General features: G+C 35.4%; 29 protein-coding genes. 28 read left to right on the top strand and 1 reads right to left on the bottom strand.

The features are described 5' to 3' along the window. Nucleotide 1: 1 nt before the first annotated feature. From rpmC to rplQ, 20 genes are all read left to right on the top strand, one after another. Nucleotides 2-187, top strand: coding sequence for a 50S ribosomal protein L29 (gene rpmC, locus K0U91_RS04595; protein ID WP_219971500.1), 186 nt, complete (start codon nt 2-4; stop codon nt 185-187). 11 nt (nt 188-198) lie between these two features. Next, a complete protein-coding gene (rpsQ, locus tag K0U91_RS04590) occupies nt 199-453 on the top strand; it encodes a 30S ribosomal protein S17 (RefSeq protein WP_027383312.1) in 255 nt (84 codons plus the stop codon). Beyond that, entirely contained in the window at nt 453-821 is a 369-nt protein-coding gene (rplN, locus tag K0U91_RS04585) for a 50S ribosomal protein L14 (RefSeq protein WP_034684837.1), read from the top strand. Before rpsQ ends, rplN begins: the two co-directional genes overlap by 1 nt. Nucleotides 822-841: 20 nt before the next feature. Continuing rightward, nucleotides 842-1168, top strand: a complete 327-nt coding sequence (rplX, locus tag K0U91_RS04580; protein WP_220180820.1) for a 50S ribosomal protein L24 — start codon at nt 842-844, stop codon at nt 1166-1168. 13 nt (nt 1169-1181) lie between these two features. Further along, complete coding sequence (gene rplE, locus K0U91_RS04575) at nt 1182-1733, top strand: 50S ribosomal protein L5 (protein ID WP_076557471.1); 552 nt, start codon at nt 1182-1184, stop codon at nt 1731-1733. A gap of 3 nt (nt 1734-1736) precedes the next feature. Then, complete coding sequence (rpsN, locus tag K0U91_RS04570; RefSeq protein ID WP_047442254.1) at nt 1737-2006, top strand: 30S ribosomal protein S14; 270 nt, start codon at nt 1737-1739, stop codon at nt 2004-2006. 145 nt (nt 2007-2151) lie between these two features. Further along, nucleotides 2152-2550, top strand: coding sequence for a 30S ribosomal protein S8 (gene rpsH / locus K0U91_RS04565; protein WP_219971502.1), 399 nt, complete (start codon nt 2152-2154; stop codon nt 2548-2550). A 17-nt stretch (nt 2551-2567) separates the two neighbouring features. Further along, a complete protein-coding gene (rplF, locus tag K0U91_RS04560; protein WP_220180819.1) occupies nt 2568-3113 on the top strand; it encodes a 50S ribosomal protein L6 in 546 nt (181 codons plus the stop codon). Nucleotides 3114-3127: 14 nt separating this feature from the next. Beyond that, nucleotides 3128-3481, top strand: coding sequence for a 50S ribosomal protein L18 (gene rplR, locus K0U91_RS04555; RefSeq protein WP_129535104.1), 354 nt, complete (start codon nt 3128-3130; stop codon nt 3479-3481). A gap of 19 nt (nt 3482-3500) precedes the next feature. Continuing rightward, nucleotides 3501-4022 (top strand): 30S ribosomal protein S5, encoded by a 522-nt coding sequence (rpsE, locus tag K0U91_RS04550; RefSeq protein WP_219971504.1) that lies wholly within the window; start codon nt 3501-3503, stop codon nt 4020-4022. A 10-nt stretch (nt 4023-4032) separates the two neighbouring features. Continuing rightward, complete coding sequence (gene rpmD, locus K0U91_RS04545) at nt 4033-4209, top strand: 50S ribosomal protein L30 (protein WP_162087521.1); 177 nt, start codon at nt 4033-4035, stop codon at nt 4207-4209. 19 nt (nt 4210-4228) lie between these two features. Then, nucleotides 4229-4678: a 50S ribosomal protein L15 gene (gene rplO, locus K0U91_RS04540; protein WP_219971505.1), complete on the top strand. Its 450-nt coding sequence runs from the start codon at nt 4229-4231 to the stop codon at nt 4676-4678. Between the two features lie 8 nt (nt 4679-4686). Continuing rightward, complete coding sequence (gene secY / locus K0U91_RS04535; RefSeq protein ID WP_219971506.1) at nt 4687-6066, top strand: preprotein translocase subunit SecY; 1380 nt, start codon at nt 4687-4689, stop codon at nt 6064-6066. Nucleotides 6067-6069: 3 nt separating this feature from the next. Continuing rightward, a complete protein-coding gene (infA, locus tag K0U91_RS04530) occupies nt 6070-6285 on the top strand; it encodes a translation initiation factor IF-1 (protein WP_034684855.1) in 216 nt (71 codons plus the stop codon). Between the two features lie 116 nt (nt 6286-6401). Continuing rightward, entirely contained in the window at nt 6402-6518 is a 117-nt protein-coding gene (rpmJ, locus tag K0U91_RS04525) for a 50S ribosomal protein L36 (RefSeq protein ID WP_007839480.1), read from the top strand. Between the two features lie 9 nt (nt 6519-6527). Continuing rightward, nucleotides 6528-6905, top strand: coding sequence for a 30S ribosomal protein S13 (gene rpsM / locus K0U91_RS04520; RefSeq protein ID WP_219971507.1), 378 nt, complete (start codon nt 6528-6530; stop codon nt 6903-6905). 12 nt (nt 6906-6917) lie between these two features. Next, entirely contained in the window at nt 6918-7307 is a 390-nt protein-coding gene (gene rpsK / locus K0U91_RS04515) for a 30S ribosomal protein S11 (RefSeq protein ID WP_219971508.1), read from the top strand. A gap of 19 nt (nt 7308-7326) precedes the next feature. Further along, the gene (gene rpsD, locus K0U91_RS04510; RefSeq protein ID WP_219971509.1) at nt 7327-7935 is read left to right on the top strand and encodes a 30S ribosomal protein S4; all 609 of its coding nucleotides are present in this window, start codon (nt 7327-7329) and stop codon (nt 7933-7935) included. A 33-nt stretch (nt 7936-7968) separates the two neighbouring features. Continuing rightward, nucleotides 7969-8964 carry a DNA-directed RNA polymerase subunit alpha gene (locus K0U91_RS04505; protein WP_219971511.1) on the top strand — a complete coding sequence of 332 codons (996 nt, stop codon included), beginning with the start codon at nt 7969-7971 and terminating at the stop codon, nt 8962-8964. A gap of 6 nt (nt 8965-8970) precedes the next feature. Then, entirely contained in the window at nt 8971-9522 is a 552-nt protein-coding gene (rplQ, locus tag K0U91_RS04500; protein ID WP_219971513.1) for a 50S ribosomal protein L17, read from the top strand. 56 nt (nt 9523-9578) lie between these two features. Here rplQ and K0U91_RS04495 read toward each other — a convergent pair whose 3' ends face one another. After that, nucleotides 9579-9998, bottom strand: a complete 420-nt coding sequence (locus tag K0U91_RS04495) for a hypothetical protein (RefSeq protein ID WP_258561937.1) — start codon at nt 9996-9998, stop codon at nt 9579-9581. 144 nt (nt 9999-10142) lie between these two features. On the opposite strand from K0U91_RS04495, the gene eno reads away from it, so the two are divergent. The 8 genes from eno to K0U91_RS04455 all read left to right on the top strand — a co-directional run bounded on the left by eno (nt 10143) and on the right by K0U91_RS04455 (nt 21870). Beyond that, nucleotides 10143-11435, top strand: coding sequence for a phosphopyruvate hydratase (gene eno, locus K0U91_RS04490; protein WP_220180818.1), 1293 nt, complete (start codon nt 10143-10145; stop codon nt 11433-11435). Between the two features lie 82 nt (nt 11436-11517). Beyond that, nucleotides 11518-12804 carry a citrate synthase gene (locus K0U91_RS04485; RefSeq protein WP_219971517.1) on the top strand — a complete coding sequence of 429 codons (1287 nt, stop codon included), beginning with the start codon at nt 11518-11520 and terminating at the stop codon, nt 12802-12804. 430 nt (nt 12805-13234) lie between these two features. After that, nucleotides 13235-14149: a dimethylarginine dimethylaminohydrolase family protein gene (locus K0U91_RS04480; RefSeq protein WP_220180817.1), complete on the top strand. Its 915-nt coding sequence runs from the start codon at nt 13235-13237 to the stop codon at nt 14147-14149. Between the two features lie 266 nt (nt 14150-14415). After that, the gene (locus tag K0U91_RS04475; protein ID WP_220180816.1) at nt 14416-15528 is read left to right on the top strand and encodes a hypothetical protein; all 1113 of its coding nucleotides are present in this window, start codon (nt 14416-14418) and stop codon (nt 15526-15528) included. Nucleotides 15529-15539: 11 nt separating this feature from the next. After that, nucleotides 15540-16463 carry a citrulline utilization hydrolase CtlX gene (ctlX, locus tag K0U91_RS04470; protein WP_220180815.1) on the top strand — a complete coding sequence of 308 codons (924 nt, stop codon included), beginning with the start codon at nt 15540-15542 and terminating at the stop codon, nt 16461-16463. Nucleotides 16464-16770: 307 nt separating this feature from the next. Next, on the top strand, nt 16771-18327 hold the full coding sequence (locus tag K0U91_RS04465) for a T9SS type A sorting domain-containing protein (RefSeq protein WP_220180814.1): 1557 nt from the start codon (nt 16771-16773) through the stop codon (nt 18325-18327). A gap of 7 nt (nt 18328-18334) precedes the next feature. Beyond that, nucleotides 18335-21076, top strand: coding sequence for a hypothetical protein (locus K0U91_RS04460; protein ID WP_220180813.1), 2742 nt, complete (start codon nt 18335-18337; stop codon nt 21074-21076). Further along, a complete protein-coding gene (locus K0U91_RS04455) occupies nt 20998-21870 on the top strand; it encodes a hypothetical protein (protein WP_220180812.1) in 873 nt (290 codons plus the stop codon). The genes K0U91_RS04460 and K0U91_RS04455 overlap by 79 nt, the downstream gene beginning before the upstream one ends. Nucleotides 21871-21875 lie beyond the last annotated feature (5 nt).

Here is a 21875-nt window from a genome sequence, read left to right as displayed (position 1 = left end):
AATGAAAAAAGCTGAAATTAAAAATCTAAGCGCTGAAGATATTCAAGCAAAACTGGCTGAGGCTACGGCTGAATTCACCAAAATGAAATTGGCTCACAAAATCAGTCCACTTGAAAATCCAATCCAAATCAGAGATTTGAGAAAGACAATCGCAAGACTAAACACTGAGTTAACTAACAAACAATAATCCTTTTTACAATGGATAGAAATTTAAGAAAAGAAAGAATCGGAGTGGTTTCCAGCAATAAAATGGAAAAAACTATTGTTGTTAGTGAAACTACAAGAGTAAAGCACCCGATGTACGGTAAATTCGTTTTGAAAACGAAAAAATATACTGCACACGACGAGAACAACGAATGCACAGAAGGAGATACTGTATTGATTACAGAAACAAGACCTTTGAGCAAGAGCAAGAGATGGAGATTAGTAAGAATCATTGAAAAAGCTAAGTAATGTTACAAACAGAATCAAGATTAAAAGTTGCTGATAACACGGGTGCTAAAGAAGTACTAGTGATCAGAGTTCTGGGAGGTACCAGAAGAAGATATGCTTCAGTTGGTGATAAAATCGTAGTTACTATTAAAGATTCTACACCATCAGGAAACGCTAAGAAAGGTCAAGTATCAAAAGCGGTAGTAGTAAGAACGAAAAAAGCAGTTAGAAGAAAAGATGGATCTTACATCAAATTTGAAGACAATGCTTGTGTTTTACTAAACGCTGGAGGAGAAATGAGAGGAACACGTGTTTTCGGACCTGTGGCTCGTGAGTTGAGAGACAAAGAATATATGAAAATCATTTCATTAGCTCCTGAAGTACTTTAATATTTAAAATTTTAAAAAAAATGTCAAAGTTAAAAATAAAAAGAGGAGATAACGTGATCGTAATGACCGGTAAGAAAGAACTTAAAGGGAAGACGGGTGAAGTTATTGAAGTGATCAAAAAAGAAGGAAAAGACCCTAGAGTAATCGTTGCAGGACTAAACATCGTTAAGAAACACGTTAAGCCTTCAGCTTCAAATCCTCAAGGAGGAATTACAGAAAAGGAAGCTTCTATTCATATCTCAAACATAGCTTTAGTTAATAAAGACGGAAAAGCTATCAAAGTTGGTTACAAAATCGACGGAGATAAGAAAGTAAGAATCGACAAAAAAACGGGTGAAACTTTATAATTTTAAATAACACATGGAATATATAGCAAGACCCAAAAAAGCATACAAAGAAACGATTGTTCCAGCAATGATGGAAGAATTCGGATACAAATCAGTAATGCAGGTACCAAGATTAGAGAAAATTATTTTATCTCAAGGTTTAGGAGACGCTACTGCTGATAAAAAAATCATCGATTATGCTGTTGAAGAACTTACAAATATTACCGGGCAAAAAGCCGTAGGTACTATTTCAAAAAAGGATGAAGCTGCTTTCAAATTAAGAAAAGGTATGCCTGTAGGCGCTAAGGTAACTCTTAGAGCTCAGAAAATGTACGAATTCTTAGACAGATTGACTTCTTCTGCTTTACCACGTATTAGAGATTTTTCTGGTATCAAAGCTGACGGTTTCGATGGTAGAGGTAACTATAACTTAGGTATTACTGAGCAAATTATCTTCCCTGAAATCGTAATCGACAAAGTAAAGAAAATCCAAGGAATGGATATTACTTTCGTTACAACTGCGAAAACAGACAAAGAAGCTAAAGCATTATTAACTCACTTCGGTTTACCTTTCAAAAAGAACTAAGAAATGGCTAAAGAATCAATGAAAGCGCGTGAGCGCAAAAGAGAAGCTACTGTAGCTAAATACGCTGAGAAAAGAAAAGCGTTGAAAGAAGCTGGTGATTACGAAGGACTTCAAAAATTACCTAAAAATGCTTCTCCTGTAAGATTACACAACAGATGTAAATTGACAGGGAGACCAAGAGGTTACATGAGAACCTTTGGTATTTCTAGAGTAACTTTCAGAGAAATGGCCAACAACGGTCTTATCCCGGGAGTGAAAAAAGCCAGTTGGTAATAATTACTCATTAAAAAATAGGACAATTAAGTTGTCTAGATACTAAAGAAATAAATATCAGACCGAAGTTTTCTGAAGTCTGATATTTTAATCTTCAAGTCTTTTCAATACTGGTTGTCTTTAACCAATAATTTAAAAAAGAAAAATGGTAACAGATCCAATTTCAGATTTCCTGACAAGAGTAAGGAACGCACAAAGCGCAGGCCACAAGGTGGTGGAAATTCCTGCATCGAAAATCAAAAAGGAGCTTACGAAAATCTTATTTGATCAAGGGTATATCTTAAACTACAAGTTTGAAGATAGCGCTGTTCAAGGGACAATCAAAATCGCTCTTAAGTATGACAAGCAAACAAGCAAGCCTGCAATCAAATCTATCCAGAGAGCTTCAAGACCAGGTTTAAGACAATACAAAGGTTCTACAGAACTTCCAAGAGTATTGAACGGTTTGGGTGTAGCAATTATCTCAACTTCTAGAGGAGTAATGACAGATAAAAAAGCTAGAGAAGAAAAAGTAGGCGGTGAAGTAATCTGCTATGTTTATTAATTTTTAATCAAAGGAAAATGTCAAGAATTGGTAAATCAATTATAACTATTCCAGCTGGTGTTACTGTAACTCAAAATGAAGGGGTAGTAACTGTAAAAGGTCCAAAAGGAGAACTTATCCAGGAGCTTACAGAAGGAATTACTTTAGAACAAGAAGACGGTGTGCTTACATTCAGCAGACCATCTGAGTCTAAACAACACAAAGCGCTACACGGTTTATACCGAGCGTTGATCAACAACATGATTATTGGAACTGCTGAAGGTTTCACTAAAAAGTTGGAACTAGTGGGAGTAGGATACAGAGCTTCTCACTCAGGTCAGAAACTTGAGTTAGCTTTAGGATTCTCTCACGGTATTGTATTAGAACTTCCAAAAGAAGTGGTAATCGATACATTGACTGAAAAAGGTAAAAACCCAATTATTACTTTAACGTCTTTTGACAAGCAACTTCTTGGGATGGTTTCTGCAAAGATCCGTTCATTCAGAAAGCCTGAGCCATACAAAGGAAAAGGTGTAAGATTCGTAGGAGAAAATGTTAGACGTAAAGCTGGTAAATCTGCTTAATAAATTTTAAGAAAATGGCACTAAGTAAATTAGAAAAAAGAATAAGAATAAAAAGAAGAGTAAGAGGGAAAATCTCTGGATCTTCTGAATTGCCAAGATTATCTGTATACAAGAGTAATAAGGAAATTTACGCTCAGTTAATAGACGATAAAGATGGTAAAACTTTAGCTTCAGCTTCTTCGAGAGAAAAAGGTGTGGATGCTAACGGTACTAAAAGTGAAATTTCTGCTGCTGTAGGTAAAGCTATTGCTGCCAAAGCTATTGCTGCTGGGATTGAAGCTATTGTATTTGATAGAAACGGTTTCGTATATCACGGTAGAGTTAAGGCTTTAGCTGACGGTGCGAGAGAAGGAGGACTTAAATTCTAATCATTAAATTTCGGAAAATATGTTAGGACTAGATAATATAGAAAGAGTAAAACCGGGAGGATTAGAATTAAAAGATCGTCTCGTATCCGTAAACAGGGTAACAAAAGTAACTAAAGGGGGTAGAGCTTTCGGATTTTCTGCAATTGTTGTTGTAGGAGACGAAAACGGAACTATCGGTTTTGGTTTAGGAAAATCTAAAGAAGTAGCTTCTGCTATTGCAAAAGCAGTAGAAGATGCTAAGAAAAATCTTGTGAAAGTTCCTGTAATGAATCACACCATTCCTCACCAGACTGCTGCTAGATATGGTGGTGCAGATATCTTCATGAGACCTGCTTCACACGGTACAGGTCTTATCGCCGGTGGTGCGGTAAGAGCGGTATTAGAATCTGCAGGTATTCACGATATCCTTTCAAAATCTAAAGGATCTTCAAACCCTCACAATGTGGTAAAGGCAACTTTCAAAGCATTGTTAGACATCAGAAGACCAGAAGAGATTGCAAGAATGAGAGGAGTTTCTCTAAGTAAAGTGTTTAACGGTTAATATATATACAATGGCAACAATTAAAGTAAAACAAGTAAGAAGCGCTATTGGTAGAACAAAAACCCAAAAGAGAACGCTTGAAGCATTAGGATTTAAGAGACTTCACCAAGTTATAGAGCACGAAGCTACTCCTTCAATTTTAGGAATGATCGCTGCAGTTAGTCACTTACTTGAAGTTCAAAAATAATTTTTAAAATAATTTTAAAATGAATTTAAACAACATAAGACCTGCAGCAGGTTCTACTTTTAGTTCAAAAAGAATTGGTAGAGGACAAGGTAGTGGAAAAGGCGGTACAGCTGGGAAAGGTCACAATGGTCAGCAAGCTAGAGCTGGTTATTCTCAAAAAATCGGTTTCGAAGGGGGTCAAATGCCTTTGCAGAGAAGATTACCTAAATTCGGTTTCAAAAACGTAAACAGAAAAGAATACAGAGCTATTAACCTGGATGATATTCAAAATCTAATTGATACTAAATCTTTAACAGGAGATATTACAAAAGAAGTTTTGGTAGAAAACGGTCTGGCTACTAAGAAAGAAATAGTGAAAATTATGGGGAGAGGAGAATTGAAATCTGCGGTTTCAATCTCTGCTGACAAGTTCACTAAATCTGCTGAAGAGCTTATTTCTAAAGCAGGTGGAAAAGCAATTACCTTATAATATTACTAATGAAAGAATTTATACAAACCCTTAAGAATATTTGGAGCCTTAAAGAATTAAGAGATAAGATTCTCTTTACTTTAGGTATTATCCTTGTGTATAGATTCGCATCTTTCATCTCTCTACCTGCAATTAACCTTGCAGAAGTAGGAGATCTCTTGGAGCATTATAAAAGTCAAGGCGGTAACAAGCAGGGAGCAGGTCTCCTTGGCTTGCTTTCGTCGTTTACAGGTGGGGCTTTCAGCCACGCTTCCGTGATGGCTTTAGGTATAATGCCTTATATTTCTGCTTCTATTATCGTTCAGTTGATGGGGATGGCTATCCCTTATCTTCAGAAACTTCAAAAAGACGGAGAATCAGGTAGAAATACACTGAATCAAATTACTAGATGGTTAACAATTGGGGTTTGTCTTGTACAGGCACCATCTTATTTAACTTCTATTACTCAGTTATTCCTACCGTATGCTCAGTTCCAGTCTGCATATCTTGTAGACCCCAATTCTATTATGTTCTGGTTGCCAAGTATTGTAATCTTGGTAGGTGGTTCTGTATTTGCCATGTGGTTAGGTGAAAAAATTACCGATAAAGGTATTGGAAATGGTATTTCTATCCTTATTATGGTAGGTATTTTATCTAGATTACCAGAAGCATTTGTACAGGAAATCGCAGTACAAAACGGAAAAGGAGGATTGGGTTCTATCATGATCCTTATTGAAGTGATATTCTGGATGCTGGTTGTTCTTTTAGCAGTAGTACTATCTGTTGCGGTAAGAAAAATCCCTATTCAGTATGTAAGCAGAGCTCAAGCAAGAGGAGGTGTTAATAAAAATCTTATGCAGGGAGCAAGACAGTGGATTCCATTAAAAGTAAATGCGGCAGGGGTTATGCCAATCATTTTTGCTCAGGCATTAATGTTTGTACCCGGCTTATTGACAAAATTTGACGAATCAAATACTTTTCTTGCAGGTTTCAAAAATGTTTTTAGCTGGCAGTACAATGTATTGTTTGCACTATTGATTATTATCTTTTCATTTTTCTATACCGCAATTACAATTCCGGTGAACCAAATGGCTGATGATTTAAAGAGGAATGGAGGTTTGGTACCAAAAGTAAGACCAGGTAAAGAGACAGCTGATTATTTAGATGATATTTTATCAAAAATTACCTTGCCAGGTGCAATATTTTTATCTATCTTTGCAGTCCTTCCGGCTATAGTGCATGGAAGCCTTGTTCAGACAGATGCGTTCGCCTTATTTTTTGGCGGAACTTCGTTGCTAATTATGGTTGGGGTGGTACTAGATACAGTTCAACAGATTAACACTTATCTGCTGAATCATCATTATGATGGCTTAATGCAGTCTAAACTATCAAGATCGACTGGATATTAATTTATGGCAAAACAGAAACATATTGAGCAGGACGGCGTTATTACGGAAGCACTTTCGAACGCGCAGTTCCGTGTAGAACTTGAGAATGGGCATATTCTTATCGCTCATATCTCCGGTAAAATGAGAATGCATTATATTAAACTTTTACCCGGTGATAAGGTAAAACTTGAAATGTCTCCTTACGATTTAACCAAAGGGAGAATTACATTTAGATATTAAACAACCGCCAAATGGAATCTTCTGATTTCCATTTGGCTCTTGTTAAAAAATAAATACGATCAGATGAAATTGCAAAATTCCATTTTTTCAGTATTAAAAAAATAAATATATTTCAAATGAAAGTTAGAGCATCAATTAAAAAAAGAAGTGCTGATTGCAAAATTGTACGCAGAAAAGGCGTGCTTTTCGTAATCAACAAGAAGAACCCAAAATTTAAACAAAGACAAGGCTAATATTAAATTATGGCGAGAATTGCAGGTATTGATTTACCAAAAAACAAAAGAGGTGTTATCGGTTTAACTTATATTTATGGTGTTGGAAGAAGTACTTCTTCTGAGATCCTGAAAAATGCCGGTATCAGCGAAGACAAGAAAGTCAACGAATGGAATGACGATGAATTGGCTGCAATCAGAAATTACATCACCGAAAACATTAAAGTAGAAGGTGAGCTTAGATCTGAAGTGCAATTGAACATCAAGCGATTGATGGACATAGGATGCCAACGAGGAATACGTCACAGACTAGGACTACCTTTAAGAGGCCAGAGAACGAAAAACAACTCTAGAACCCGTAAAGGAAAGAGAAAAACAGTTGCTAACAAGAAAAAAGCAAGTAAATAATCGTTAGGAATTATGGCAAAACAAACTAAAGTAGTTAAAAAAAGAAAAGTAAAAGTTGAAGCTATTGGTGAAGCGCATATACAAGCTTCTTTCAATAACATCATCATTTCTTTAACAAATAAAGCAGGAGAAGTTATCTCTTGGGCTTCTGCCGGTAAAATGGGTTTCAGAGGTTCTAAAAAGAACACTCCATTTGCTGCTCAGATGGCAGCGGAGAATTGCTCAAACGTGGCTCACGAAGCTGGTTTAAGAAGAGTAAAGGTGTATGTGAAAGGTCCGGGTGCAGGTAGAGAATCTGCAATCAGAACAATTCACAATTCAGGTATTGAGGTGAGCGAAATTATTGACGTAACGCCGATGCCACACAATGGATGTAGACCACCAAAAAGAAGAAGAGTTTAATTTTTAGAATTTACCCATTATGGCAAGATATATTGGACCAAAAACTAAGATTGCTAGAAAGTTTGGCGCTGCAATCTACGGAGACGATAAAAACTTCGAGAAAAGAAAAAACCAACCACCAGGACAACACGGTGTTAATAAAAGAAGAGGAGCAAAAAAATCTGAGTACGCTGTTCAGTTAATGGAAAAGCAGAAAGCTAAATATACTTACGGTATTTTAGAAAGACAGTTTGCTAACTTATTTGAAAAAGCACACAGAAGTAAAGGCGTAACAGGTGAAGTTTTATTACAGCTTTGCGAATCAAGATTGGATAATGTTGTTTACAGATTAGGTTTTTCTAAAACGAGAGCTGGAGCAAGACAATTAACTTCTCACAGACACATTACAGTGAATGGTGAGATCTTAAACATCCCTTCTTATTTGGTAAAAGCAGGAGACGTAATCGCTGTAAGAGAGAAATCAAAATCTCTTGAGGTAATTGCTGATTCTTTAGCTTCTAAAGCAAACTACGATTGGTTACAATTCAACGATGAGAAGAAGCAAGGTACATTCGTATCTGCTCCTGAGAGAATCCAAATCCCGGAAGACATCAAGGAACAGCTTATCGTCGAACTTTACTCTAAATAATTTTTTAATCAAATTTTTGCTCAACCCAATAATATGGCAATTTTACAATTCATAAAACCCGATAAAGTAATTCTACTTAACTCTGATGAATTTAAAGGTCAATTCGAATTCAGACCTTTAGAACCAGGTTTCGGGCTTACAATCGGTAATGCTTTGAGAAGAGTGTTGCTTTCTTCTCTGGAAGGATACGCTATTTCATCTATCAAAATAGAAGGTGTAGAGCACGAATTTTCAACGATTCCAGGAGTAATTGAAGACGTTACCGAAATTATTCTTAACCTTAAGCAGGTAAGATTAAAAGCTACGGCAGAAAACCAGACGAATGAGCAGGTTGTTGCCAAAGTTTCCGGTCAGACAGTAATTACAGCTGGTGATTTAGGAAAGTCGATCAGCGGTTTTGAGATTTTAAATCCAGAATTGATGATCTGTAACCTAAATACAGATGTTACTTTCGAAATTACGTTTAATGTAGAGAAGGGTAGAGGGTATGTGCCTTCTGATCTTAATAAATCAAACAATGCACCTGTAGGTACTATTGCTATTGACTCTATTTTTACGCCAATCAAAAAAGTGCAGTATAGTGTTGAGAATTATCGTGTAGAGCAAAAGACAGACTACGAAAAATTAGTATTAGATATTGAAACTGACGGTTCTATAAGCCCTCAGAATGCTTTAACAGAAGCTTCTAAGATATTGATTTATCACTTCATGTTGTTCTCTGATGAGAGAATAACATTGGAGACTGAAGCTGTGAAAGCATCTATCCAATACGATGAGGAAACTCTTCACACAAGACAACTTCTTAAGTCAAAATTAGCAGATATGGATCTTTCTGTAAGAGCCCTGAACTGTCTGAAAGCGGCTGAAGTTGAAACATTGGGAGAATTGGTTTCTTACAGTAAGTCTGATTTGATGAAATTCAGAAATTTTGGTAAAAAATCTTTGACAGAACTAGAAGAATTAGTGCATTCAAAAGGTCTTAACTTCGGTTTCGACGTTGCAAAATATAAATTAGACGCTGATAATTAAATAATAATGAGACACGGTAAAAAATTCAATCACTTAGGAAGAACAGCTTCTCACAGAAGCGCGTTACTTTCTAATATGGCTTGTTCTCTGATTGAGCATAAAAGAATCAACACTACTGTAGCTAAAGCGAAAGCTTTAAGAGTATACGTTGAGCCTCTATTAACAAAAGCAAAAGAAGATACTACACACAATAGAAGAATTGTTTTTTCATATCTTCAAAGTAAAGAAGCGGTTGCTGAATTATTCAGAACTGTAGCTCCGAAAATCGCCGAAAGAAACGGTGGTTATACGAGAATCATCAAGACTGGTTTCAGACCTGGTGATGCTGCAGATACTGCTTTGATCGAGTTAGTTGATTTCAATGAGCTTTATAATCCTAATGCTGAGGAGAAGAAGACGACAAGAAGAAGTAGAAGATCTGCTTCTACTGCAAAAGTAGCTGTTGAAGCAACTCCAGCAGTTGAAGAAATCGCAGATTCGACGACTGCAAAGAGTCAAAAAGTTGAAGAGCCTAAGGCAGAAACAACTGATTCTACAGAAGAAAAAGCTGGTGAATAATATTCAATCAGATATATAAAAAAAACCGTTCAGAAATCTGAACGGTTTTTTTTGTCTTAAATTTTAGTTTTTTCAAGTTCAATAACGTTTTCACCCTGATGCAGAATAAGACTGTCACCTTTTACTTTAGCTTTCATCTCATCTTTCTCATAAATAGTTTCATTTCCTTTAGATTCTACCTTATCCAGCGTAAATGTTTTTTTGTTATTGGTAATTGATATCGAACTTTCTTTAGGATCATAATTAAAAACAACTTTAACTAAAGTGCCATCAGTTGCTTTGTACACATAATCTGTTTTTATTGTTTTTTTACCATTTACGTCTACATTGTAACCAATCGTAGAATCTATCTTTCCATTATCCGCAATAATTATCTGATTCTCAGGATTTGTCTGTACAATTCCTTTATTTCCCTCTTTTTTACAGGCAACAATCAAAAAAGACAATAGAAGCAATGTAATACCTTTTTTTATCATAAGATTTAATTTTTTAAATACATTCTTTAATTATGCTTGTAAAATTAACTAAAATTTAACTCACAAATGCCTAAATGCAGCACCTTAAATAATGAAAAAAGTTAAATTTTGATTAAATTTGTCTGAACTATAAATAAACAAAAAATGAGTTACATTTCTTACATAGAAGCGAGACAAATTTTGGATTCAAGAGGGAATCCTACAGTTGAAGTGGATGTATTTACAGAAAACGGTACGATGGGTCGTGCTGCAGTACCCTCGGGAGCATCTACCGGAGAGCATGAAGCAGTAGAATTGCGTGATGGCGGTTCTGAGTGGATGGGGAAAGGGGTCTCTAAAGCTGTAGAAAATGTAAGAGAAGTAATTGCTCCCGAATTGGTGGGGCTTCCGGTGTATGATCAGAATCTTTTGGATCAGATCATGATCGAATTAGACGGAACGAAAAACAAAGGAAATCTTGGTGCTAATGCCATTCTTGGTGTTTCTTTAGCTGCTGCAAAAGCTGCTGCTGCTGAACTGAAAATGCCTTTATACAAATATATTGGTGGTGTTAACGCCAATACACTTCCGGTACCGATGATGAATGTGATCAATGGGGGCTCTCACTCAGATGCTCCGATTGCTTTTCAGGAATTTATGGTAATGCCGGTAAAAGCAGATTCTTTCTCTCATGCTTTGAGAAAAGGAACTGAAATCTTTCACAATTTAAAAGCGATTCTTCACTCAAGAGGTTTGTCAACAGCAGTAGGTGATGAAGGTGGTTTTGCACCCACTTTTGCAGGAACTGAAGACGCTTTGGATACTTTGCTTCAGGCTATCGAAAAAGCAGGTTACAAACCTGGTGATGATGTGATGATTGCATTAGACTGCGCCGCTTCAGAATTCTACAAAGACGGAGTGTACGATTACAGAAAATTCCAAACTCCGGATGCAGCACATTTTTCAAGCAGCGAGCAGGTTTCCTACTTAGCTGAATTGGCAAATAAATACCCAATCATCTCCATTGAAGACGGGATGCACGAAAATGACTGGGAAGGTTGGAAAATGTTAACCGATAAAATTGGTGACAGAGTACAGTTGGTAGGTGACGATTTATTCGTAACCAATGTTGAGAGACTTAAAAGAGGAGTTGACGAAGGAATTGCAAATTCAATTTTGGTTAAAGTAAATCAAATTGGTTCTCTTTCTGAAACGATGGCAGCGGTACAAATGGCTCAGCACAACAAGTTTACATCGGTAATGTCTCACAGATCAGGTGAAACTGAAGATTCTACAATTGCTGATTTAGCAGTTGCAATGAACTGTGGTCAGATCAAAACGGGTTCTGCTTCAAGATCAGACAGAATGGCGAAGTACAATCAGCTGTTGAGAATAGAAGAAGCTTTGGGTGATACTGCTTACTTCCCGGGATTAGATGCTTTCAAAATAAAAAGATAAAATAAGACAAAAAAAACAGCAAACTTTTTTAGTATTGCTGTTTTTTGTGTATTTTTAAGAAATTTAAATAAAATATTATATAATGTCAGACAACAAAGTTATATTGAATTATGACGGTAATTCGTATGAATATCCTATCGTAGATAGTACAATCGGAGACAGAGGAATAGATATTTCAAAATTAAGAGACCAGACCGGACTCATTACCTTAGATTTAGGGTATAAAAATACAGGTGCTACACTTAGTGAAATCACTTATTTAGACGGAGATAAAGGAGAATTGTTCTACAGAGGTTATCCAATCGAGCAAATTGCTGAAAAGTCTAATTTCACAGAAGTAATGTACCTTTTGTTACACGGTGATTTACCTACAACAGATCAGTTTAATACCTTCAACGGTAATATCAAAAAATATAACTTCGTAGCAGAGGAGATGAAAAAAATCATCGATGCTTTCCCTCGTTCTGCACATCCAATGGGAGTTTTATCTTCTCTTACTTCTGCTTTGACTGCTTTTAACCCTAAAGCTGTTAATGTACAGTCAAAAGAAGAGATGGATCTTGCTGCAGAATTGTTGATTGCTAAATTTGCTCACCTTGCAGCTTGGACTTATAGAAAAACTCTTGGTTTACCATTAAACCATGGAGATAACAGCTTAAACTATGTAGAGAATTTCTACAAAATGGCTTTCAGACAACCAAATGCTGATTTCGAAATCAATCCAGTGGTAGTGGGTGCATTAGATAAGCTATTAATTCTTCACGCTGACCATGAGCAAAACTGTTCTACATCTACAGTAAGAATGGTAGGTTCTGCTCATACGGGCCTTTTTGCTTCAGTTTCTGCAGGAATTTCTGCACTTTGGGGTCCGCTTCACGGTGGAGCAAACCAAGCGGTTATCGAAATGCTTGAATTGATTGAAAAAGATGGTGGAGACGTTAACAAATGGGTGGAAAAAGCGAAAGATAAAAATGACAGCTTCCGTTTGATGGGCTTCGGACACAGAGTTTACAAAAACTTCGACCCGAGAGCAAAAATTATCAAAAAAGCGGCAGACGATTTATTACTTGCACTAGGTATCGAAGACAAAGCGCTTGATATTGCAATGCAGTTAGAGAAGGTAGCGCTTGAAGATGATTACTTCATCGAAAGAAAATTATATCCAAACGTAGATTTCTATTCAGGAATTATCTACAGAGCATTAGGAATTCCTACAGAAATGTTTACTGTAATGTTCGCATTAGGAAGACTTCCGGGATGGATCGCTCAGTGGAAAGAAATGAGATTAAAAGGAGACCCGATCGGAAGACCAAGACAGGTTTACCAAGGTGCTCAGCAAAGAGATTATATTGATATTGCAAACAGATAATTGTTTTTCTCGTATAAATCTAGATCCCGGAGTTTTTACTTCGGGATTTTTTATGAACCCAAGATTAAAATATTTCGATCTTCAGAAATTAAATTTGCAGGTCTGGTTAAAAAGAAATTCAAGATATTCAACTTAAGATTGGCGAACCTAGTCTTGTGGGGGGCGAAATTTTGGAAGCTCCGTAGGAGCGACACCTTTACAATAGAAATTTAATTTCTTTCGTATAATATTACTCCCGCAGCATTAAAAAAAAAATAACATCCATTAAAAGATGAATATTCATCTTTTTTAAAGAAAAAATTGTTATTTATAGCCACATTCATTTTATTGAATATTAAATTTTTGACTTCAATCTTCTTTAATTATATTTGTGGCTCATGCTATGTAACTCATGCTTTAAATAAAAGCTAAGACATTAGACGTATTTTTTATGAAACTAAATATCAAAAACGAAACCGGCAGACTGAAATCTGTGGTTTTGGGACAGCCCAATTCGATGGGTCCGGATCCTACTTTAGAAGAAAGCTATGATGCAAAATCATATCATTCTATTCAGCACAATATCTATCCGAAAGAAAAAGATATTATTGATGAAATGGAAGCTTTTGAAAAGGTGCTGAAAAAATATGATGTAGAAGTTTTACGTCCTAGTATCATTAAAGATTACAATCAGGTTTTTGCCAGAGATGTTTCGTTTGTCATCGACGATAAGATGATTATTTCCAATGTCATTGCAGATCGTGCAGACGAGCAGGACGCGTACCGTTCGATTTTTGAAAAGGTAAAATGGCGCGATATCATCAACCTACCCGATACAGCCCATATCGAAGGTGGAGATGTTATCGTGTGGAATGATTTTCTTTTTATAGGAACCTGCTTTTCACAGGATTACAGAAATTATAAAACAGCCAGGACCAACGAATATGCTATTGAAATTCTGAAAGAATATTTTCCTAAAAAGAGAATTCTTGATTTTGAACTAAAGAAAAACGACAAAGAACCTTATCAGGGAATTTTGCATTTAGACTGCACTTTCAACCCGATCGGAACAGATAAATGCATCATTTACAGAAATGGTTTTGTGGACGAAAGCGATTATCAGTTGATCATCGATATATTTGGTGAAGAAAACTGCTTTTACGTTACTGATAACGAAATGTTTGAAATGTGCCCGAATATCTTCTCAATTTCCCCGGAAGTTGTTGTTTCGGATAAAGCATTTACAAGAATGAACAATCACCTGAGAAATGAATGGGGAATGATCGTAGAAGAAATTCCTTACAGAGAGATTTCTAAGATGGGAGGGCTTTTAAGATGTTCGACAATGCCACTGGTAAGAGAATAATATAAAGTACGATTTTGAGAAAATTACTTTTCTTTTTTCTTTTGTTATCTGTCAACAAAACCTTTTCTCAGCAAAAACTCAACTGGGGAGAAGTTTTATATGGAGATATTAAAGGTTTAAAAGAAAATAAAATTAAAGCACTAAAGCTAAAACAAGGCAATAAAATTCTCAGATCCATTGAATTAATTTCAGACAAATCTATTCTTGTCAAAGATTCTCTGAATACAGAATACTATGATTTTGATGATAAAGATCGATTAATCTCTGTGAAGTCAGTCAAAAATAATTGGCAGCAGCATTTTAAGCTGAATTTTAAAGATAATTACATCAATCAGATTTCAAAAATAATTAATAATAAGGGGATTGTAATTTTTAATGAATGGACAAAAGTTATTTTTAACAATACTTCGTATGAAGAAAAGAAAACCTACAATTATGATATTGAGAAAAATGATTCTCTATATGTTTTCAGAACAAAATACTTTTTTAATCACGAAAATTCTGATTTAAGTTATCAAGAGACCTACGATAACGGAAAATTTTGGAGCAAAAAGTATTTCAATCAAAGTGAAGTAAAGAAAAAAATATTTGCTGATTATTATACCATAGATTCCATTCTAAAGAAAGATTATAAAGTCACGAAATACCATTTTGAAAATTACCCTGATCATCAAAATATTAGGATTGAAAAAGACTCCGTTTTTATTATTCATAAAGAAAATGGAAAAAAAGTAAGTGAAAAGTTGGAATATGCAGGCTTACCTTTTAGAGAAGTTTTTTATGATGAACAAGAGCGTATAAAAGAAGAAATTATTTACAAAAATTATCAAAATACTTTTAATGAATGGATTCTTTGGGAAGAAAGAAAATATGATGGAAAAGGAAAGGTGATTAACCGAAAATTTCATAATAAATCTATATACAAAATTAAAGACGGAATTTTAGTTTATCGAAAAAATTTACATAGAGTTAGAACACATGCCATGACTTGCTCTGTCAAAAGAAATTATATATTTTTCAATATGCAAAATTATTCTCCATCAATATTATTTGGTGAAAAATTGAATAAAAGTTTAACAAATAATTTTGATAGATATAACATTGACGAAAATAATGTAGTAATCTACGTGATGTTGCATTTTAATGCAAATGGTATGGCTGAAATTAGAAATGATTATTCTGCGTCAATAGATGTGAAAAAAGAATTTTTAAGAACACCTAAAATAATGACACGCAGTGAAAAAATACTAAAGTATTTTACAGCTCTAGAAGTAGAAGCAGAAACAGTGACAGGTAAGAAATATAAAATCGATCTCTCTCAAAATTTTGATCTTTTATCTTTTCCAATCCACACATTTTTAATTAAAGAAGAAAATTAAATAAAGCAACAATGCAGACAACAGATACAGTGTTAATGATAGAGCCGATCGCATTCGGTTACAATGCAGAAACAGCAGAAAATAATTACTTTCAGATCGAGCAGAAAGGTGCAGATATTCAGTCAAAAGCTTTAGCAGAATTCAGGATTTTTGTTGAAAAACTGAAAAGCAAAGGCATTAATGTCATTACCGTTCAAGACACTATAGATCCGCACACGCCGGATTCTATTTTCCCAAACAACTGGGTAAGTTTTCACAAAGACGGGAAAGTCGTGGTATATCCTATGTTTGCGTCAAACCGAAGAGTAGAGCGAAGAGAAGATATCATTGAAAGCATACAGAAACAGGGTTATGAAGTTACAGAGATCGATGATTGGTCGTTACCGGAAATTCAGGGTCACTTTTTGGAAGGTACGGGAAGTATGATTTTTGATCATGACCATAAAATAGCTTACGGATCGGTTTCTTTAAGATTAGATGAAAATTTATTCAGAGAATTTTGCAAAAAATATGATTTTCAACCCATTGTTTTTCATTCATTTCAGACGGTAGGTAAAGAAAGGCTTCCGATTTATCATACCAATGTGATGATGTGTGTTGCAGATCAGTTTGTTGTGATTTGTTTAGATTGTATTGATAGTGAGCTTGAAAGAAGTAAAGTTATTGAAACCATTAAAAATTCAGGTAAAGAGATCATCGAAATTTCAGAAAAGCAGATGCAGCAGTTTGCAGGAAATATGCTTCAGGTACAAAATAAAGAAGGCGAAAAATTCCTGGTTATGAGCCAGACTGCATATCAGTCTTTAAATCCGCAACAAATTTCAAGGATTGAAAAATACTGTGAGATCATCTATTCAGATCTTCATACGATTGAAATAAACGGTGGAGGAAGTGCCCGTTGCATGCTTGCTGAAGTTTTTTTACCAAAAAAATAATATATTTATCAAAAAATAATTAATTGAAACCATTATCAAATAAAGGTTTGCATATTCTTCTAACTTTGGAAACGGAGTTGGAAGTTTTGTTTTAAATCATGATACTTTAAATGTTAATAATGACTTTATATTCACATTTTTTCATTTTAAAAACAATATAAAAACACGTCAAGTTTTGTCGCATTACCCATTTAGCTTTGCATTAAATAATTACATCGTATTACATTTAGTTAAAACTATTGTAGTATATATTAAAAAAAAGATAAATTCGCAAAAAATTAATAACAAACCATAAAAATACATAATGATGAAAAAACTCTACACGGGTGCATTTTTGATATGCACTGCTGCTGTACTGTGCGCCCAGGAAGTGGTGTGGCAGAAAGACATCAAATCCTCTACACAGGATTTTCTCTCGCAGGTCACCACGACTATTGATCAGCAGTATCTCATCACAGGAAGCTCCATTCAGGCAAAAAAACTGACTTCCGAAAACAAACAAAACAACGGTTACGATTTTCATTTGGTGAAGCTCAACCAGCAGGGTGAAGAAGTCTGGGAAAAATATTTCTCAGGACAGAACCATGACTTTCTTTCAGCTACCGTTGCAACGCAGGAAGGAGGTTTTCTTTTGGCAGGGACATCTTATTCCGGTAAAAGTTTAGACAAAAAAGAGGATGCCAAAGGCGGCTCTGATATCTGGCTGATCAGGATCAATGAATTCGGAGATGAGCTGTGGCAGAAAACACTGGGTTCGGCTCAGGATGAAGAAGCAAAAGCAGTGATTCAGACTACAGATTTTGGCTTTTTTGTTTCCGGAAATGTTCAGAATGCAGCGAAAGGTTACGGATCAAAAGATGTTCTGATCTCAAGGCTGGATAAAAACGGAAAAGAACTGTCACAGATCATTTTAGGCGGAAAAGGTCTGGATGAAGTGGAAAAGATGATTCCAACCATTGACGGTGGCGCTTTACTGGGAATTTATTCTCGAAGCAATACCGGCGGATCAAAGAAAACGGAAAACTTCGGTGAAGGCGATTACTGGATCATCAAGCTCAATAAAGATGGAAAAGTAGAATGGGAGAAGAATTTCGGAGGAAAAGGAGATGACCATTTGAGAACTTTAGCGATGACTTCTACAGGATATATTGTTGGCGGTGAATCAAGATCCGAAAGATCAGGAAACAAAACAGCGGGCATTGAAGAAGGAACCGATATCTGGCTGATTTCATTAAATGAAAAAGGGGATGAACAATGGCAGAAATCCTACAATTTCAAGAACCGGGATATTTTGATGGGAATGAATGTGATTCAAAGGAAAGATGAAAGAGCAAAGAATAAAGATTTAACTCAGGGTATTTTACTTGGTGGTTACACGCAGGCAGAAGGAAGAATAGAAACCGATGACGAAACATTCTGGATGCTGTATCTGAACCAAGACGGTAATGAACAGTGGAGAAAACATGTAAAAGGAGAATCGAGAAAAAGAGAAGAACGGTTATCGGATATCAAACTCAACAGAGACGGCTCGATCATTCTGGCAGGAACAAGTGCAGAAGAACTAGGCAAAGAAAACTGGAAGATCGTAAAATTAGGAGATAAGCAATTGGATCAGCTGATTGAAAAGCAGGATATCAAGATCTACCCGAATCCTGTTTCTGACTATTGTTATGTGGAAATAGGCTTCGATTTTAAGGAAGCGGAGATCACGATTTACGATATGGGCGGAAGACAGCTGCAAAGTTTAAAAACTAAAAATAAAGTGACCAAGATTAATACGCAGAATCTGATTCAGGGGGCGTATCTGGTGACCATAAAAACGGATACGAATAAAACTGCGAATGCTAAAATTATAAAGAAATAAAACACAAATGAAGAATTTGACAATCAAGTTAGGTCTCCTTTTATTGTGTAGCTTTCTATTCACTGTAAAGGGACAGGGAAAAAATTATATTGAAGAATTAAACAGAAGTATGCCTCAGAGCCCGGGAGTAAGTTCTTTGATGAAGTTTGAAGAAGTGCCTGTAAGTCTCTATACCGGTATACCTGATGTAAACATTCCTATCGGAGATTTTAATACCAACAGCTCAAAACTCAATCTTAATGTATCCTTAAACTATCATCCGTTGAGTGCAAAAGTCGATGATGTTGCTTCAGAATATGGTTTGGGTTGGAGTCTTTTTGCCGGAGGGATGATTTCACGTACGATTCGGGATTTACCGGACGAATCTACCCATAGCGATCAAAAATATGGGATGTACTACAATACACTTCCTGAAAAGGAGAATAATTTTAATATCGTAAAAGATTATTTATTGAATGGTACCGGCTCCGGACTTAATACAGAAAAGGCGAAACGACAAATTTTTGAATCTGTTTTATTTAACAGATTTGACAATAGTTATGATATGTATCAATATAATTTCATGGGGTATACCGGAAGATTTTTCATTAAAAAAGACGAAACTACAGGTCAGTTGCAATTGGTAAAACTAGACAAGAATAACCTAAAAATTAATTTCTTCTTCAATACAGAAAAAAGTCCTATCAAATTTGAAATTATTGACGATAAAGGGCTGAAATATATCTTTGATGTCATTGAAAAGTCTTCACGTTCATATCTTATTAATTCTATCAATTCGGGAAATGTCAATACGAATGAGAGTTTGGATTACCATAATTTAAATACAGGGTTTTATCTCAGTGAAGTGTATGAGGACACCAAACAATTATTAAAATTTAATTATACCGCCGTTGAGATTGCTCAGTCAACAACGATTTTTAAAAGAAGAGGGCAACAATATCCTTATGAAAACACCTTAGCATATTCTCCTTGTTACACTGATATAGAAACAACTTTTCCTGCGAATGAAGAAACATCCATCTTTCTTAATACGACAGGTACTAGATTTTTGGATAACATACAAGTAACAGACCGTGTAAAAATTTATTTTGAATATACGGGTAACCGACAAGACACTAATGTTGCTTTACCAAACAATCACAAAAAATTGTCTAAGATTACAACAAAAGGATATTATGGCAATAACTTAATCAGGGAGTTTAATTTTGTTTATACATATAGTCAGAATATTGAGAGTAAAATGGTTTTAAGCAAGGTAAATATTCTTGACAAAAATCTGCAAAGTGATCATTCTTACGGCTTATTTTATGGAGGCAATGGTAAAAAATTTGTATTTAATTCCTCTGATGACGAGTTAAGGGGAGACCTATGGGGTCACTACCGATGTGTACAGAATACTAAGATTTTAGATATTATTTCTCCCAACACAATGTTTGAACCTTCTCCCGGATGCATAGAAAAAGATGTTCTTACAAAAATGACCTTGCCCACCGGTGGTGAAATTCGCTATAACTATGAGTTAAATACCTATAATTACAAACCTCGTTCTACAACAGTTAGCCAAGATCCATCAGCTAATCCTATTGAAGAGATTACCGACTACTCATCAAATTTAAGAAATTGGGATACCGTTTCTGCTTCTATTATCATCAATAACTTTGGTCAAAGCCCACTGCATTTTTTCACAATAACGGAACCTCAGGAAATAACGTTTAATTCTGGTGGTGGTGCATATACGGGTGAACCCTGGGCATTAAATTTCTATAAGCTTAACGAATCTACAGGCCAGCTAGAGGGTACTGGCATTCAGGCATTAGGCCCTATCGTAGATGCAGATCCTAATTACATTACATGGCAAAAAAGGAATTTTCCGGCCGGTAAATTTTATGCGGTATTATCCACAGTATCCGGCAATATGCCACAAAATCCTATTCCAACCAACTTTACTGCGGGCTTCATGGCTTATTACAGGAAGCATAATCACACAGAAAATTTTTTATATGGCGGCGGTATCAGAATCAAAGAAATAGCATTTCTTAACGATGCAAGCAGTGTACAGAAAAAGAAATTATATGAATACAATGATATTACAGATACTTCCAAAAGCAGCGGTGCACTGGTGTTTCCTGTGCCGGTTTTTCAGTTTGAAGAATACTATAATAATTTTTATATGTGCATTGATCCCGCTTCTCAATTAATGATTCCGCACACCCTTGAAATGACCTACAATACCATATCAACAAAAAATCTACTTTCCCCCGAGAAAACAAGAGGTGCAGACGTTGGCTATAAATATATATCTGTGAAGGACATTGATTACACAGTTACTAATGCTGTGGTTTCAAAGGGGAGGACAATGCATCAATTCTCAAGCCCTATTGACAGCCCCAATTCTTTATTTAATTATTTTTCTATGTCACCTCCGGGAGCATATGCATCTAATTTTGACTATCGAAGAGGAAATTTGATGAATAAAAAAGTTTTTGATGCAGCTAATAATATGGTATATCAGGAAAATAATATCTATAATGACAGTTTTGTCACTGAAATAACCGGAATTAATTTTCTTGCACGAAAGAATTTCATTTTTAACAGGTTTAATACCTCCGATATTGATTCTTATGCAGTTTTTAAAACTGCTATGGACAACTGTTACTTAAGCAGCTTTTTATGCCAATATACATCAGCAATGGGAATTCGGTCAATCCGTTATCATTCATCTACTTTTATTTTTCAAAAGAAATTGTAGGTAAAACGAATCTGATCTCTTCTGAAAAAACTCAATATTTCCCTAATGGTAAAACATTGGTAACGAATGAAAATTATGAGTATAACCCAATGGATTACCTGAAAAAAAGCAGCAGTATCTCATCAGATAATATTTTGAACGAAACTCACTATAAATACGGACCGGAAATGAATCCATTTCTTGTCGGTAAAAATATTGTCAGTATACCTTTACAAACAGAGACTAAAAAAAATGGTAAAACCATTTCCAAAACGGAAACTCTGTATCCCATATCTCAATTTGATGCAGATACCAAGACTTCAGGATTTACATTGCCATTAAAGATCAATGCTACAGATTTCCTTTTGACCTCTTCTACAGAAGTGACTTATGACAATTATGATACTAAAGGAAATCTTCAGCAGTATACCACAAAAGACGGTATATCCACGACCATTATCTGGGGATATAATAAAACTCAGCCTATTGCAAAGATTGTAGGTAGTGATCTAGATGCTGTAGCCAACTCATTAGTGTCCTCAATTGTTGATGCGTCTGATCTGGATGCTGCAAATCCTTCTGCAGAAGCAGCCCTGATTATTGCTTTGGATAACTTCCGTAAGAACAGCAGTCTATCTAGTTTTCAGATTACAACCTATACCTATGATCCGTCAGTCGGTGTAACGAGTATTACTGCGCCTTCAGGAATAAGAGAAGTTTATCTTTATGATTTTTCCGGCAGGCTCAAGGAAATCAGAGAAGATAGCGCAGCAGGAAAAATCCTAAGAGAATACAAATACAACTACAAATTATAATCAAT

This window comes from Chryseobacterium sp. LJ668, from assembly GCF_019613955.1.
In the GTDB taxonomy this organism is placed as follows: Bacteria; Bacteroidota; Bacteroidia; order Flavobacteriales; family Weeksellaceae; genus Chryseobacterium.
Note: the sequence above shows the minus strand (reverse complement) of the source record. Positions and strands in the feature narration are given on the sequence as shown.